The sequence below is a fragment of the Aquimarina sp. AU474 genome (assembly GCF_900312815.1).
GTDB lineage: Bacteria > Bacteroidota > Bacteroidia > Flavobacteriales > Flavobacteriaceae > Aquimarina.
This window is the reverse complement of record NZ_OMPE01000006.1, coordinates 13,214-27,614: the sequence shown is the minus strand read 5'-3', so window position 1 is coordinate 27,614 and position 14,401 is coordinate 13,214. Positions and strand designations below refer to the sequence as shown.

Genomic DNA, 14,401 nt, shown 5'->3' with positions numbered 1-14,401 from the left:
CTCAAATTCTTGTGTACTAAAGTTAATTGTTATATTTGCAAACTTTTGAAAATCTATGAGATACTTAGCATCGTTTATAATTATCGTGTTTTTTATACAATCAATGGCAGCACAAACCTATGAAGTAGGATTGATGGCCGGGGGAGCTAATTACGTTGGTGATGTTGGATCTACTTATTATATTGCACCCAATGATATTGCATTTGGAGCGATAGGAAAATGGAACAGAAGTAAACGTCACGCGTTTAGAGCATCATTTTTATATGCAGCATTAGATGCAGATGATTCTAAAGGTGATGACCGAAGAAAAGAAAGGGGATTAAGCTTTTCTAATTCTGTAAAAGAAATATCCCTAGGTATGGAATTTAATTTCTGGGAGTGGTACTTGTATGATGGAAAACAACAGTTTACTCCATATATTTATAGCGGAATCACTACATTTAATTATGGTGCCCAAGCTGTAGACTCAAACAATGAGATTGATGCCTATAGTGATAAATGGAGTTTTGCTATCCCTATGGTTTTAGGAATAAAGAAAACTTTAGGAAGAGATTTTGTGATCGGGGCCGAAATCGGGGCTCGATACACTTTTACAGATAATTTAGACGGTAGTGATCCTGACGATAGATTTGGTACAGGATTTGGTAATTTAAATAACAATGACTGGTATGTTTTTACAGGTATAACACTATCATATACCTGGGGTAGAATACCATGCGATTGTGCATTCTAAAAATGATTGATAAAGAACAATTAAACTCTAATATCCCTAAGCATGTTGCCATAATTATGGATGGCAATGGCAGATGGGCTAAGAAGAAAGGCTTTTTTAGAGCAGTTGGTCATGAAAACGGCACCAAAGCCGTTCGGGAGGCTGTCGAAAGTAGTGCCGAGATAGGAGTTAAGTTTCTTACCTTATATGCATTTTCTACAGAAAACTGGAACAGACCAAAACTCGAAGTAGACACCTTAATGAAGCTTCTGGTAAGTTCTTTGAAAAAAGAAATTAAAACACTTCAGAAAAACAATATCAAACTTAATGCAATTGGAAATTTAAAGTCCTTGCCCGAAAAAGCAAGAGTCGAACTTAGTGAAGTTATCGACAAGACCAAATCCAATGAACGCATGACGCTAACTTTGGCATTGAGTTATGGAAGTCGCGAAGAACTTATAAAAACTATCGAAGAAATAAGTATTAAAGTTAAAAATGGTGTAATTTCGCCACATCTTATAAATGAAACAGTCATTAATGAGCATTTGTATACAAAAAATCTACCTGATGTGGATTTATTGATACGTACTAGCGGGGAGCAACGTATCAGTAATTTTTTATTATGGCAGATTGCGTACGCAGAATTATATTTTACAGAAGTCTTATGGCCTGATTTTAAAAAATCAGATTTATTTGAAGCCATATACAATTATCAAAAAAGAGAAAGAAGATTTGGAAAAACTAGTGAGCAGCTCAGTTAAAGAAATGACAAAAAAATTACCTATTGCGTGTTTTACGTTACTTGCCTTATTCATAAATACATTAACGATTTCTGCACAAAGTGTACCTGGCTCTAATGGGAAACAATATATCCTAGGAGAAATTAAAGTAACTGGTACCACAAGTTACAATGAAAAAACAGTAATCACTTTTACAGGGCTTAGAAAAGGAGAACGTATTTTTCTTCCGGGCGATCGAATTAGTAAAGTAATTAAGAAGTTATGGGATCTCGAGTTATTTAGCGATATTAATTTTTATATCTCAAATATCGAAGGGGAAGTCGCGGATATTGAAATTAATATTCAGGAAGTTCCAGAACTTAATGAAGTTCGTATAGAGGGTGTAAAAAAACGTAAAGGAGAAGAGTTAATTAAGGATAATGGCTTGACCAAAGGAGCTAAAGTTACAGAAAACCTTATTACTACTACCCGAAACTTTATCTCTAACAAATACAAAAAAGAAGGTTTCTTAAATACCAAAGTTGTTATAAACACAACTCCTGTAAAAGACACTATTGTTTCCAACAAAGTAAATATGTTGTTACGTTTGGACAAAGGAGATCGTGTAAAAATTGACAACATTAATATTGAAGGAAACGAACAGCTTACAGATGCCAAGGTGCGCAGGGCAATGAAAAATACCAAGCAAAAGAAAGGGTATCGATTCTGGAAACGATCAAAATACATCAAGGCGGACTATCAAGAAGATAAGGCTAATATCGTAACAAAATATAAAGAAAAAGGATATAGAGATGCCCGAATCACATCGGATACATTAATTGTAGAGAGTGACAAGAGTATCTCGTTAAATCTAAATATCGAAGAAGGAAATAAATACTATTTTGGAGATATTAATTTCTTAGGTAATAGTGTATATACCGACCGACAATTGGCAAGGCAACTGGTTATTAAAAAAGGTGATGTGTATAATGGTGTTTTACTTGAAAAGCAAATCGCAGACAATACCAAACCTGATGCCGATGATCTTACCAATTTATATCAAAACAACGGATACTTATTCTCTAGTATCGATGCTGTAGAAACCAATGTATATAATGATACTATTGATTTCGAAATCAGAATCCGTGAAGGAAAACTAACCTATTTTGATCATATTACCGTTACCGGAAATGACAAAACGAATGATCACGTTATACATAGGATTTTAAGAACAAGGCCTGGTCAACGATATAGCAAAGATTTAGTTGTAAGAACCGTTCGTGAAATTGGACAATTAGGTTTCTTCGATCCAGAACAACTCGAACCACAATTTAAAAATGCAAATCCTCAGGCAGGAACAATTGATATCAATTATCCTGTTGTAGAAAAAGGATCCAGTCAAATCGAACTTCAAGGTGGATTTGGAGGAGGTGGATTTGTCGGAACTCTAGGACTAGCTTTTAATAACTTCTCTATTCGAAATATTTTTAATGGTAAAGCTTATAGTCCATTACCTATGGGTGATGGTCAAACGCTTAGGCTTAGAGCCCAAGCAAGTAGATTTTTCCAGACCTATAGCCTTTCGTTTATTGAGCCTTGGCTAGGAGGAAAAAGACCTTATCAGTTATCTACTTCATTTTCTCATACGATTCAGTTTTTATTTAATAATATTAACCGTGATGTAGATAGAGATAGTAAATTTCTTATTACTGGTGGATCAATTGGTATAGCCAAAAGATTAAATTGGCCAGATAACTACTTCACACTTTCGCAAGCAGTTAGTATAAGACACTATAATTTAAAGAATTATAACACAAGATTATTTACCTTTGGTAACGGATCATCAAATGATTTATCATATACTATAGGATTAAGTCGTAATAACACCACAGTAAACCCGATTTTCCCTATTGGTGGATCAGAATTTAATATTGTTGCTAAACTTTCTTTACCGTATTCTTTGTTTGACGGAAACGATTATAGTGATTTAGCATCACAACGCAGCGTATTAGATGAAGAAAGAAGTAATCTTGATCTTACAGACTCTAGAGATGTTGTGAGAAATACTGAAATAAATGAAGAGATTGGTGAAATTGATCAAGAACGTTTTAAGTGGTTAGAGTATTACAAAATTAAATTTGATGGAACCTGGTACACGCGTTTGGTAAATCTTGGTAAAAAACCATTAGTTTTAAAAACAAGTGCCGAGTATGGTTTCTTAGGAGCATATAATAATGATAGAGGAAACATTCCTTTCGAACGTTTTTTCTTAGGAGGAGATGGATTAGGAGCAACAAGTCTTGATGGTAGAGAAGTTGTAGCCCTTAGAGGATATCCAAATCAATCTTTAATTCCGTTAAGTAGACCAAATGATCAAGATTTTGATGGAGACGGTGCAACAATTTATAACAAATATTCGTTAGAACTTCGTTATCCTATAACACTAAAACCAGCGGCATCAATTTATATGCTAGCGTTTTTAGAAGGTGGAGCATCATACGACAGCTTTAAAGGGTTTAATCCTTTTCAATTAAACCGTTCTGCTGGAGCAGGTTTACGTATATTTATGCCAGCTTTTGGGTTATTAGGTATTGATTTAGGATATGGATTTGATCCTATCCCAGGAACCAATACAGGGGCTAATGGGTTTGAAACTCATTTCATAATAGGACAACAGTTTTAGTTTTGGCACGATTATTTCAATAAATAAACAAAGTTATGAAAACAAAGGTTCTTTTAATGTTTGCTGCGATGGCTTGGCTATCATTCACACAATCGGCAAATGCGCAAAAAGGTATCAGGATTGGTTACATCGATATGGAGTATATCCTAGAAAATGTTTCAGAATATAACGAAGCGTCTTCTGAACTTGCTACCAAAGTACAGAAATGGAAAGTTGAGATTGAAGCAGAATTGAAAGATGTTGATGAAATGCGAAAAGATCTTAATAACGAAAGAGTTTTATTAACTAAAGAATTAATTGAAGAACGAGAAGAAGATATCTTTTTTAAAGAAAAAGAAATATTAGAATATCAACAAAAACGATTTGGCCCAAATGGAGATTTATTTCTTCAGAAAAAAAGATTGGTACAGCCTATCCAGGATCAAGTTTTTGTAGCTGTACAGGAAATTGCAAAAAACAAGAAATATGATTTCGTTTTTGACAAAACCGCAGACTTAGTGATGTTGTATTCTGCAGACAGATATGATATTAGTGATCAAGTTTTGCTTAGATTAAACAGAGCATCAAAAAGAAAACAGTTAAACAGCAAAAAAGAAAAGAAATCTCTAGAAAGATCTGAAAAGAGAAATGCAGAGCAAGAAAAAGAGGTTACAGATAGAGAAAGAGCCGTATTGCAAAAACAATCAGAAAGAGAACAACTTCTGGCGCAACGTAAGGCAGAAAGAGACTCAATTAGAGCTGTAAAGAGAAAAGAATTTGAAGAAAGAAGAGCTAAACTATTAGAGTTACAAAAAAAGAAAAAAGATTCTATTAACGCTTTAAAAGCTGCAAAAGAAAAACTAAAAGAAGACGGTACTCAATCCAACGATGGAGCCGATAATAATTGAAAAATTTAATTTGAAATTTATAACACCCTTTAATATTACTTACAAATGAAACAATTTAGAACATTACTAGTAGCTATTGCAATTACTATAGGAACTTCAGGTTTTGTAAACGCTCAATCTAAAGTAGCACATATAGCATCTCAAGAATTGGTTGAAGCAATGCCTGCATTTAAAGCTGCTAAAAGTGAGATCGAAAAGTTGAACAAAACTTATGATGCTGAGATTAGAAATATGGTTCTAGAATTACAAAGCACTATCAAAAGATATTCTCAAGAAGCTGAAACAAAAACTGATGAGGAAAACTTAAAAAGACAGCAAGAAATTCAAGCTACTGAAAAAAGTATCAACGATTACAGAACTAATGCACTTCAAGATCTTCAGAAAAAAGAGATCGAATTAATGAAGCCTATATACGAAAAAGCACGTACTTCAATCCAAAAGGTTGCAAGAGCTCAAGGTTTTCAATATGTACTAGATTCTACTACAGGAACTGGAGTGATCATGGCAGACGGTAAAAACCTTATGGCAGATGTTAAAAAAGATTTAGGTATTTAATATATCTACTTTAACAAAATAAAATTAAAGACAGTGAGGCAAGATCTCACTGTCTTTTTTATTTTTGAAACAAATTATAGTAAGAATGGTGCAAAATCAAGCAATTGGTATATTTGATTCTGGTATTGGAGGTACTTCTATATGGAATGAAATTACAGCAGCACTTCCTTTTGAGGACACTATTTTTTTGGCAGACAGTAAATATGCTCCATACGGCAAACGTAGTAAAGAAGAGATCCTAGCATTAAGCATTAAAAACACAGAAAAACTTCTAGAATTTAACTGTAAAATTATTGTTGTAGCCTGTAATACTGCTACTACAAACGCTATAAAAGTATTACGATCTACATATGATATTCCGTTTATTGGTATCGAGCCTGCTATAAAACCTGCTGCTATTCATACCCAAACCAAAAAAGTTGGGGTACTTGCCACAAAAGGAACCTTATCTAGTGAATTATTTGCAAAAACTTCGGATCTGTATGCCCAAAATATCGAAGTAATTGAAGTAATTGGTACAGGCCTAGTTGAACTTATTGAAGAAGGCAAAATTCACTCTACCGAAATGTACGCCCTGCTTGATTCTTATATCACACCCATGATAGCACAAAACATTGATTATCTTGTTTTGGGGTGCACGCATTATCCATATTTGATTCCTATTTTAAAAAAGATGTTATCCAGTGATGTTAAGATCATAGACTCTGGAGAAGCGGTCGCCAGACAAACCAAATCCATACTCACCACTAATGAGCTATTAAATCCCAACACTACATCTGGGACACATTTGCTATATACTAATGGCGATATATATCCTTTAAAAGATATATTAAAAACACACACGGTAGATTACTCTGTAAAGGCTTTAGATTTTTAGGTTCTATTTATTTAAAATAATCCAAAAGAGCACCTTTTTTTGAAGAAGATACAGCCAATTCTTTACCAGAAGAAAGTACAATACTCCCCCCCTTCCCTTTTCGATAACGTACAATCCTACTTACATTTACCAAATGACTTTTATGAATCCTTGCAAAACCTTGTTCTTTTAGAGATTCTTCAAAATACTTAAGTGTTTTACTTACTAGCTTTTGTCCTTTTTCGAGATAAATCTTAGTATAATTATCATCTGCTTCGCAATACAAAATATTAGCTATCTCTAGCACTTCAAAACCATCTTGTTGTGGGATGGTAATTTTACCTTCGACCAAATTGGCCTTAGGCACCAATACAGTATCCTGCAATGCATTTTCCCTTTCCTTAATATGGGTTACATGAGTTACTGCCTTTATAAGATCATCAATCGCAATTGGTTTTAGCAAATAATATGTCGCTTGCGCATTTAATGCTTCTACCGCATAATGATCATAGGCCGTAACGAACACTATCTCGAAAGTACGATCAGGAACCTGCTCTAATAAATCAAAAGCATTACCATAAGGCATTTCTACATCAAGAAACAATACATCGGGATTATGAGACTCTAGCAATGTTAGTGTTTCTTTTACACTAGCGGCTTCTCCCAACACCTTAACCGATGGGCAATACTTACCTAGGTAATTTCTTAAAATTACTCGGCTGTTTGCCTCATCATCTACTATAATTGCGGTTAAATTCATTTATCTTTTTTAAGTATTAATTTCACAAGAGTACCTTGGGTGTTCTCTTCTAAATCTGTAATAAAAACATCCACTTTGTCTTTATACATTGTATTAAGAATGGCTATTCTTTTTTTGATATTACCCATTCCTTGAGATTTTTGTAATTTTTGATTTTGAGTCTTTAATTCTTTAGATTTTTTGCGGCCAATACCATTATCACTAATCGTAATCTCTATGTTATCTACATTTAATTTTTGAAAACGTATGGCAAGTAATCCTTTCTCAGATTTGTATCTTAATCCGTGCCATACGGCATTTTCTACATAGGGTTGTAATAACATTGGTGGTATCATATAATCTCCCACATTGATATCGGGATCGACCTCGATAGTATATTCAAATTTATCCTGAAATCTAAAATGTTCTAATTGGGTATATAGCTTAAGTAATTCAATTTCTTTCTCTAGTGGTATAAAATTTTCTTCACTATTTTCTAAAACGGCTCTCATCAATAGTGAAAAATCTGTAAGATAACGATTAGCTGTTCTCTCATCATTTGTTGCTATAAATGTGTTTACAGAGTTTAATGCATTAAAAATAAAATGTGGATTCATTTGAGATCGTAGTGATTTTAAAGCCAGTAGATTATTAGCGTGTCGTTGTTGTTTCATATTACGATACATCAGGTAGGCTGCCAATAATAATAAAACAGTAAGCCCGATCAAAAAGTAAATTACTATCTGTTGCCGTAAACTTTTTTGATTGACTAATTCTTGTGAGGCAAAAGCCAATTGGTACCGTGTTTCGTTTAACTCACGATCTTTTTCTAATGTAGTAATACGATTTGCACTTAAAGCAAGCTCCCGACTAAACCTTGCTGCTTGCGATATTTCTTGTTCTTTTTGGATATGCAGTTTATCTACGATCGCCTCATACTCCTCAAACGCTTCGGATGCCTTTTTTAATTCACCCTTTTCGCGATATACCTCACCCAATTTCCTAGTGGCATCTTTTTGAACAATTAAATCGTTCTTTGAAGCCGCTTCTTTTTTACTTTCTTCAAAATAGGTAATGGCCTCATCAAATTTTTCTTGGGCCGCAAAAGCATTGGCTATTTTATAATTTTGTACTTGTGTGGTAATAGCTCTATCCTCTTCGGATGGGGCTTCGTCATCCGCACTTTCTTCAATCTCCTCGATATCTTCTAGTGCCTCTTTTCGTAATTGTATTTCTTTATCAAAACTATTACTCTTATTATAAAAATCTGCTGCTACACTTCTTTGTCTTGCTGCTGTTTTTCTATCCTTTTGGCGAGCTAACTGTACCGAGTTATCCAAATACCCCTCGGCATCAGATATGTTTCCTTGTTGTTGTAATATGCCGGCTAATTTAGAATTGAGCGATATTACTTTATCATCCAATCCTTTTCGCTCGCCAATAGCAAGTGCTTTATTATAATTTTGGATTGCAGCCGTATTATTTTCTAAGCCTTTATTGCTATCTCCTAATCCTTCATAAACCAATATTCTTTGATTAGAATTTAATCTAGCGCGCTGTAATTGATCAAAAGTTTTAAAAGCTCCTTGATAATTTTTATTTGCCAATTGCGCCTGGCCCAATTTTATTTTTACATCGGTACTGCTTTTATTTGAAAGGCTAATCAAATAATTACTTTCTGCCAAATCTGGCTGTTTCCAGTAGCTATAAATATCGGCCAAGGTCTCGTACAATTCGGCTTTTTTGGTATCACCTGCATCATCATCATCCCGCACACTCTCTAGTGCTGCAGTTATAAATTCTATACTGGTGGCCGCATCTTTATGAAGTGTTTTTTTGGCCTGGCTTAAGTTATCCTGATAGACCGATTCTCTTTTTTTCTTAGACAAGGATTTTGATCTGGATTCTTGAGGGTTTTCTTGTACAGTTACATCTATTCGTTGTGCATCTTCAATAATATAATGTACAGTTTCGAAACTATCATGACTAATCACCAACTCATCACCAACTCGTGCTTGTATTTTAAAATCTCCAAACACATCTGTGATCACAGTTCCCTTACCCATTATGGTGATATCGGCTCCTTTAATTGGTTTTTTGGTGCTTTCTTCTTTAACAGATCCTTTTATGGTCATAGGCGCAACGGATCTAGCCGTTTCGTTTTTTTCTTGACCATATATCAACACTGGCAATAACCAAAGTGCAAGTAGTATGACGCCTATTTTTTTCATTACTGTTTTATTTGAATAGGATAAACTTAATCCATTTAACCCGGATAATAAAATCACTCATTTCAAGAAATATCATTTTATGGGGCTTTTAGAGACAGAAACTGAAACTTCCCTAAATCAAAAGTCGAGTTTACTCAATTATACGTCGAGTTTACTCATTGTAGATTTTTATTAAAAAAGCTTAGCCATAGTTTTAGCCTAAATTTAAAAAAACAAAGCCATGAAAACTTTTTTTGTATGGAGCACATTATGCCTATTAATTCATATTTCTTGTAATGCCAATAACAAGAGAGATACCGAGTTAGCTTTCCAGAATGAGAGTACACATAAGATCCAAACTACCAAAACCGACCCCAACACAAGTAATATACAAGTAGCCCTTTTATTAGACACCAGTAATAGTATGGATGGGCTTATTGATCAAGCCAAAGCACAATTATGGGAAATAGTAAATGAATTATCCTACGCCAAATGTGGCCATAATACGATAAAATTACAGATCGCTTTATATGAGTATGGCAATGATGGCTTATCATCAAAAGAAGGATATATACGCCAGGTACTACCTTTTTCTGAAGATTTGGATGAAATCTCTAAAGAACTCTTTGCATTAACCACTAATGGAGGTAATGAATACTGCGGTAAGGTTATTACCACTTCTATAAATCAACTTGATTGGAAAAAGAATAATGACCATCTTAAACTAATATTTATTGCCGGTAACGAGCCTTTTACACAAGGACCTACTAATTATAAAGATGCAGCCACAGATGCCTTAGAAAAAGACATTACTGTAAACACTATTTTTTGTGGTAATTACAGACAAGGAATAGATACTATGTGGAAACACGGAGCAGATATCACCCAAGGAGAGTATAGTGCTATAGATCACAATCGCCAAACAGTACATATTGCAACACCTTATGATGATATCATTTTAAAACTTAACCACCAATTAAATGACACCTATATCTATTACGGTAGTCATGGAGCCCAAAAAAGAAGCTTGCAACGTGAACAAGACAGTAATGCAAAATCATATAGTGCAGCCAATGCTGTGAGTAGAACCGTGAGTAAAAGTTCTGGATTTTATAAAAACAAAAGTTGGGATTTGATTGATGCGGCCGAAGACAAAGAATTTGAAATAGAAGAAATTGCCGATGATCAACTCCCACAAGAGCTTAAAGGGAAATCTGCTAATGAATTAAAAAAGCATATTGCAGAAAAGAGCGCTCAACGTAAAAAAATACAACAAGAAATACAGGAGTTAAACAAAAAAAGAACTGCATTTATCAAAAGTAATAGTAAAAAGGATGAGACCAGTCTTGAGACAGCATTATTAAATGCTATCAAAAAACAAGGGGGTAAAAAATCGTTTAGCTGGGAGCAGTAATTTTTTAATTTGAATATTTATTTTATACAAACACCACTTTTATGAAGTGGTGTTTCTTGTTTTAATTTGCAGTTTTATACAACCTTAAGTAATTTTAATTATTTACAAACACTTACAATTGGTTATATGTGTACTTTTACATATACACAGTTGTTGTATGCCATTGCGGAAAAGCCAACCGCACATTAAGCACATTTGGTTTTTGCCACTACACAATCCAAAGCTGAAAAACCAAAAGAGCTTAATCTTCCCACGCTCCCAATAGTTACGATTTTGACTTTCTTCTAGTCGGATACATTACCTGTTGCTCTTTGAATTGACCGATTTCCTTTCTGAGCGTTTGATTGATATTTTGGATTAGGTCATTTTGGACTTTCATAATTCGTAACAAATCATGCATTGCGTTTAGATTATCTAATTGCTTATATACAATTTCTTCTAAATCTGCTTTGGTATATCTTTTGCTCATATCATTATACTTTATAAATAATTCTTTAGATTTTCTAAACAAATCTAATGATAATCTATCTAAATCCAAAACAAAACTTTAGATATTCTAAATTTTTATTTAATAACTATATATTTATCTTAACAAATTCAAAAGAATCATGACATCTTTAGGACTATATCTTACTAAGAAATCTGTGAATAGAGCAATGGTTTCCAGGCGAACAGGAATCAGTCAAGCTCGACTTTCTCAGTTGACTTCAAATGAATCGACAAAACTACGTGCAGATGAATTGTATCTAATTGCTTTGGCAATTGATATTGATCCGGGAGAAATGTTTAAGGAAGTGTTTAGTGATTTGAAATTGGAGAATGATTAATAATGAACGAGGCTAAAACAAGGAAAGAACTAATCGATAAACAACTGCATGAAGCTGGTTGGAACATTAATGATCGTACTCAGGTATCAGTTGAGTATGATATTAATGTAGGTCTTCCTGAAGGAGTTAATGAGCCTCAAACCCCGTATCAAGGTCATCAATATTCGGACTATGTTCTACATGGGAAAGATGGAAATGCTTTAGCAGTTGTTGAAGCGAAGAAGACTTCTGTAAACGCTGAACTTGGGAGAGAGCAAGCTAAACAATATTGTCACAATATTCAGAAAGAATCTGGTGGTGAACTTCCTTTTTGTTTTTATACAAACGGACACGAAATATATTTCTGGGACTTAGGTAATTACCCTCCAAGAAAGGTTGTTGGGTTTCCGACTCGTGATGATCTTGAGCGATACTTGTACATTAGAAAGAATAGAAAACCACTTGCTCGTGAGCTGATCAATACGGATGTCGCTGGACGAGATTACCAGATACATGCGATACGTTCTGTAATGGAAGGAATCGAAAAGAAGAGAAGGAAATTTCTATTAGTAATGGCAACAGGGACGGGTAAAACTAGGACCACTATTGCCATGGTTGATGCACTGATGAGTGCTGGATGGGCTGAACGAATCTTATTTTTAGTTGATAGGATAGCCCTTAGAAATCAAGCCTTAGAAGCATTTAAGGAACATCTTCCAAATGAACCAAGGTGGCCAAAAGTTGGAGAGAAAACAATAGCTAAAGACAGAAAGGTTTATACAGCTACTTACCCCACAATGCTGAACATTATTAGAGATGAAGAGTATTCTTTATCTCCTCATTTTTTTGATCTGATAGTAGTTGATGAAAGTCATCGATCAATCTACAATACATATCAGGAAGTACTGGACTACTTCAATACAATAACACTTGGGTTAACCGCAACACCAACTGATGTTATTGACCATAATACATTTAAGCTTTTTAAATGTGAAGATGGTATACCTACGTTTGCCTATTCCTATGAGGAAGCAGTAAATAATGTCCCTCCTTATTTGTGCGATTTTCAAGTAATGAAAATCCAAACAAAGTTTCAGGAAGAAGGAATAAGTAAAAGAACGATTAGCCTTGAAGATCAAAAGAATTTGATCCTTGATGGAAAGGAGGTTGCAGAAATTAATTTTGAAGGAACTGACCTCGAAAAATCGGTCATTAACAAGGGAACCAATGTTACAATTGTTAAAGAGTTTATGGAAGAATGTATAAAAGATCCGAATGGTGTCCTTCCTGGAAAAACAATATTCTTTTGTTCCACAAAAGCACATGCCAGACGGATTGAAAAAATATTTGACTCCTTATATCCAGAATATGCTGGGGAACTAGCAAAAGTGATCGTATCTGATGATCCACGTGTTTATGGTAAAGGCGGTTTATTGCATCAATTCACGCATAATGATATGCCAAGGGTTGCCGTGAGCGTTGATATGTTGGATACAGGAATTGACGTTAGGGAACTGGTAAATTTAGTATTCGCAAAACCTGTGTATTCCTATACTAAGTTCTGGCAAATGATAGGTAGAGGAACTCGATTGTTAGAGCCTACAAAAATGAAACCATGGTGCCCAGAAAAAGACAGCTTCCTCATCATGGACTGTTGGGATAACTTTGAATACTTTAAATTAAATCCAAAGGGAAAAGAATTAAAAGCACAGATACCATTGCCAGTTCGATTTATTGGAATAAGGATTGACAAGATTGAAGTAGCTATTGAAAAAGATGAACTAGAAATAGCGAATAAGGAAATCGAAATTCTGAAAGAACAGATAAAGGCTTTACCAGCTAAATCTGTAGTAATACAAGACGCTAAACCTGAATTGGCGAAAGTTGAACAAGAAGAATTCTGGAACCATCTTTCAACGGAGCGAATTGAGTTCCTTAGACATACTATAAAACCATTGTTTAGAACATTGTCTCAAACCGATTTCAAGGCAATGCGATTTAAAAAGGATGTATTGGAAATTAGTCTAGCTCATTTATCTGAGGAAGAAGAAAAGTTTGATACGCTGAAAGAGAATATCATTACTGTAGTTAGTGAATTACCTCTTTCAATAAACATTGTTGCAAGGCATGAAGCTTACATCAAACAAGTCCTAACTAGTCAGTTTTGGTCAGATATAGACGATGAAAGTTTAGATGAGTTAGCAGAAACGATTGCACCAATTATCAAGTTCAGAGAGCAACGAATCCAAACTGACGGGCCTTCAAAATTGGACTTAAAAGATATTATCCAGACCAAAGAAATGGTTGAGTTTGGACCTCAAAACGAAGCGGTAAGTATTTCAAAATACCGTGAAATGGTTGAAGCCAAAATAGCAGAACTAACTGAACAAAATCAGATACTGCAAAAAATTAAATCTGGTGGAGCAGTAACGGAAGAAGAATCTCAACAACTCGCAGATGATCTGCACGATGAAGATCCTCACATTACAGAGAGTCTTTTAAGAAAGGTTTACAAACACCAGCAGGCAAAATTCATTGAATTCATTCGTCACATTTTAGGAATAGAAATCTTAGAAAGTTTTGATGAGCAAGTGACGAAGGCAGTTCAACAATTTATTCAAGAACACACTAACCTTTCCACGAGGCAAATTGAGTTCTTGAACTTGTTAAAAGATTACATCATTGAAAGAGGGAACATTGAGAAACGAGCATTAATTCAAGCTCCATTTACAATTATTCACCCAAAAGGAATACGAGGGATTTTCTCTCCACAAGAAATAAAAGAAATTATAGCATTAACAGAAAAATTCGCAGCATAAT

12 protein-coding genes are annotated in these 14,401 nt (G+C 34.4%); 9 read left to right on the top strand and 3 right to left on the bottom strand.

The features are described from left to right. Positions 1–55: 55 nt before the first annotated feature. The 6 genes from DK508_RS04800 to murI all read left to right on the top strand — a co-directional run bounded on the left by DK508_RS04800 (position 56) and on the right by murI (position 6,433). The gene (locus DK508_RS04800; RefSeq protein ID WP_109299613.1) at positions 56–733 is read left to right on the top strand and encodes a DUF6089 family protein; all 678 of its coding nucleotides are present in this window, start codon (positions 56–58) and stop codon (positions 731–733) included. A 2-nt stretch (positions 734–735) separates the two neighbouring features. Further along, positions 736–1,473, top strand: a complete 738-nt coding sequence (locus DK508_RS04795) for an isoprenyl transferase (protein WP_200831842.1) — start codon at positions 736–738, stop codon at positions 1,471–1,473. A 4-nt stretch (positions 1,474–1,477) separates the two neighbouring features. Further along, positions 1,478–4,114: an outer membrane protein assembly factor gene (locus DK508_RS04790; RefSeq protein ID WP_200831848.1), complete on the top strand. Its 2,637-nt coding sequence runs from the start codon at positions 1,478–1,480 to the stop codon at positions 4,112–4,114. A gap of 35 nt (positions 4,115–4,149) precedes the next feature. Next, positions 4,150–5,001 (top strand): OmpH family outer membrane protein, encoded by an 852-nt coding sequence (locus DK508_RS04785; protein WP_109299611.1) that lies wholly within the window; start codon positions 4,150–4,152, stop codon positions 4,999–5,001. 45 nt (positions 5,002–5,046) lie between these two features. Then, the gene (locus DK508_RS04780) at positions 5,047–5,556 is read left to right on the top strand and encodes an OmpH family outer membrane protein (protein WP_109299610.1); all 510 of its coding nucleotides are present in this window, start codon (positions 5,047–5,049) and stop codon (positions 5,554–5,556) included. Positions 5,557–5,641: 85 nt separating this feature from the next. Then, complete coding sequence (gene murI / locus DK508_RS04775; RefSeq protein WP_109299609.1) at positions 5,642–6,433, top strand: glutamate racemase; 792 nt, start codon at positions 5,642–5,644, stop codon at positions 6,431–6,433. A 7-nt stretch (positions 6,434–6,440) separates the two neighbouring features. Here the strand turns inward: murI and DK508_RS04770 are convergent, their stop codons facing one another. Then, on the bottom strand, positions 6,441–7,172 hold the full coding sequence (locus tag DK508_RS04770) for a LytTR family DNA-binding domain-containing protein (protein WP_109299608.1): 732 nt from the start codon (positions 7,170–7,172) through the stop codon (positions 6,441–6,443). Further along, a complete protein-coding gene (locus DK508_RS04765; RefSeq protein ID WP_109299955.1) occupies positions 7,169–9,382 on the bottom strand; it encodes a histidine kinase in 2,214 nt (737 codons plus the stop codon). The genes DK508_RS04770 and DK508_RS04765 overlap by 4 nt, the downstream gene beginning before the upstream one ends. A gap of 220 nt (positions 9,383–9,602) precedes the next feature. Between DK508_RS04765 and DK508_RS04760 the strand changes: the two genes are divergently transcribed. Then, positions 9,603–10,775 (top strand): vWA domain-containing protein, encoded by a 1,173-nt coding sequence (locus DK508_RS04760; protein WP_109299607.1) that lies wholly within the window; start codon positions 9,603–9,605, stop codon positions 10,773–10,775. Between the two features lie 265 nt (positions 10,776–11,040). On the opposite strand, the gene DK508_RS04755 is transcribed toward DK508_RS04760, so the two are convergent. Next, positions 11,041–11,244, bottom strand: coding sequence for a hypothetical protein (locus DK508_RS04755; RefSeq protein WP_109299954.1), 204 nt, complete (start codon positions 11,242–11,244; stop codon positions 11,041–11,043). A gap of 139 nt (positions 11,245–11,383) precedes the next feature. Between DK508_RS04755 and DK508_RS04750 the strand changes: the two genes are divergently transcribed. Together DK508_RS04750 and DK508_RS04745 are read left to right on the top strand one after the other, a co-directional pair. Continuing rightward, complete coding sequence (locus tag DK508_RS04750) at positions 11,384–11,602, top strand: helix-turn-helix transcriptional regulator (RefSeq protein WP_109299606.1); 219 nt, start codon at positions 11,384–11,386, stop codon at positions 11,600–11,602. A 2-nt stretch (positions 11,603–11,604) separates the two neighbouring features. Next, positions 11,605–14,400: a DEAD/DEAH box helicase family protein gene (locus DK508_RS04745; protein WP_200831841.1), complete on the top strand. Its 2,796-nt coding sequence runs from the start codon at positions 11,605–11,607 to the stop codon at positions 14,398–14,400. Position 14,401: the final 1 nt, after the last annotated feature.

Bases quoted from the DNA above. Each gene is read 5' to 3' on its own strand.
- DK508_RS04800 (WP_109299613.1), top strand. From the start codon at position 56: ATGAGATACTTAGCATCGTTTATAATTATCGTGTTTTTTATACAATCA.
- DK508_RS04795 (WP_200831842.1), top strand. From the start codon at position 736: ATGATTGATAAAGAACAATTAAACTCTAATATCCCTAAGCATGTTGCC.
- DK508_RS04790 (WP_200831848.1), top strand. From the start codon at position 1,478: ATGACAAAAAAATTACCTATTGCGTGTTTTACGTTACTTGCCTTATTC.
- DK508_RS04785 (WP_109299611.1), top strand. From the start codon at position 4,150: ATGAAAACAAAGGTTCTTTTAATGTTTGCTGCGATGGCTTGGCTATCA.
- DK508_RS04780 (WP_109299610.1), top strand. From the start codon at position 5,047: ATGAAACAATTTAGAACATTACTAGTAGCTATTGCAATTACTATAGGA.
- murI (WP_109299609.1), top strand. From the start codon at position 5,642: ATGGTGCAAAATCAAGCAATTGGTATATTTGATTCTGGTATTGGAGGT.
- DK508_RS04770 (WP_109299608.1), bottom strand. From the start codon at position 7,172: ATGAATTTAACCGCAATTATAGTAGATGATGAGGCAAACAGCCGAGTA.
- DK508_RS04765 (WP_109299955.1), bottom strand. From the start codon at position 9,382: ATGAAAAAAATAGGCGTCATACTACTTGCACTTTGGTTATTGCCAGTG.
- DK508_RS04760 (WP_109299607.1), top strand. From the start codon at position 9,603: ATGAAAACTTTTTTTGTATGGAGCACATTATGCCTATTAATTCATATT.
- DK508_RS04755 (WP_109299954.1), bottom strand. From the start codon at position 11,244: ATGAGCAAAAGATATACCAAAGCAGATTTAGAAGAAATTGTATATAAG.
- DK508_RS04750 (WP_109299606.1), top strand. From the start codon at position 11,384: ATGACATCTTTAGGACTATATCTTACTAAGAAATCTGTGAATAGAGCA.
- DK508_RS04745 (WP_200831841.1), top strand. From the start codon at position 11,605: ATGAACGAGGCTAAAACAAGGAAAGAACTAATCGATAAACAACTGCAT.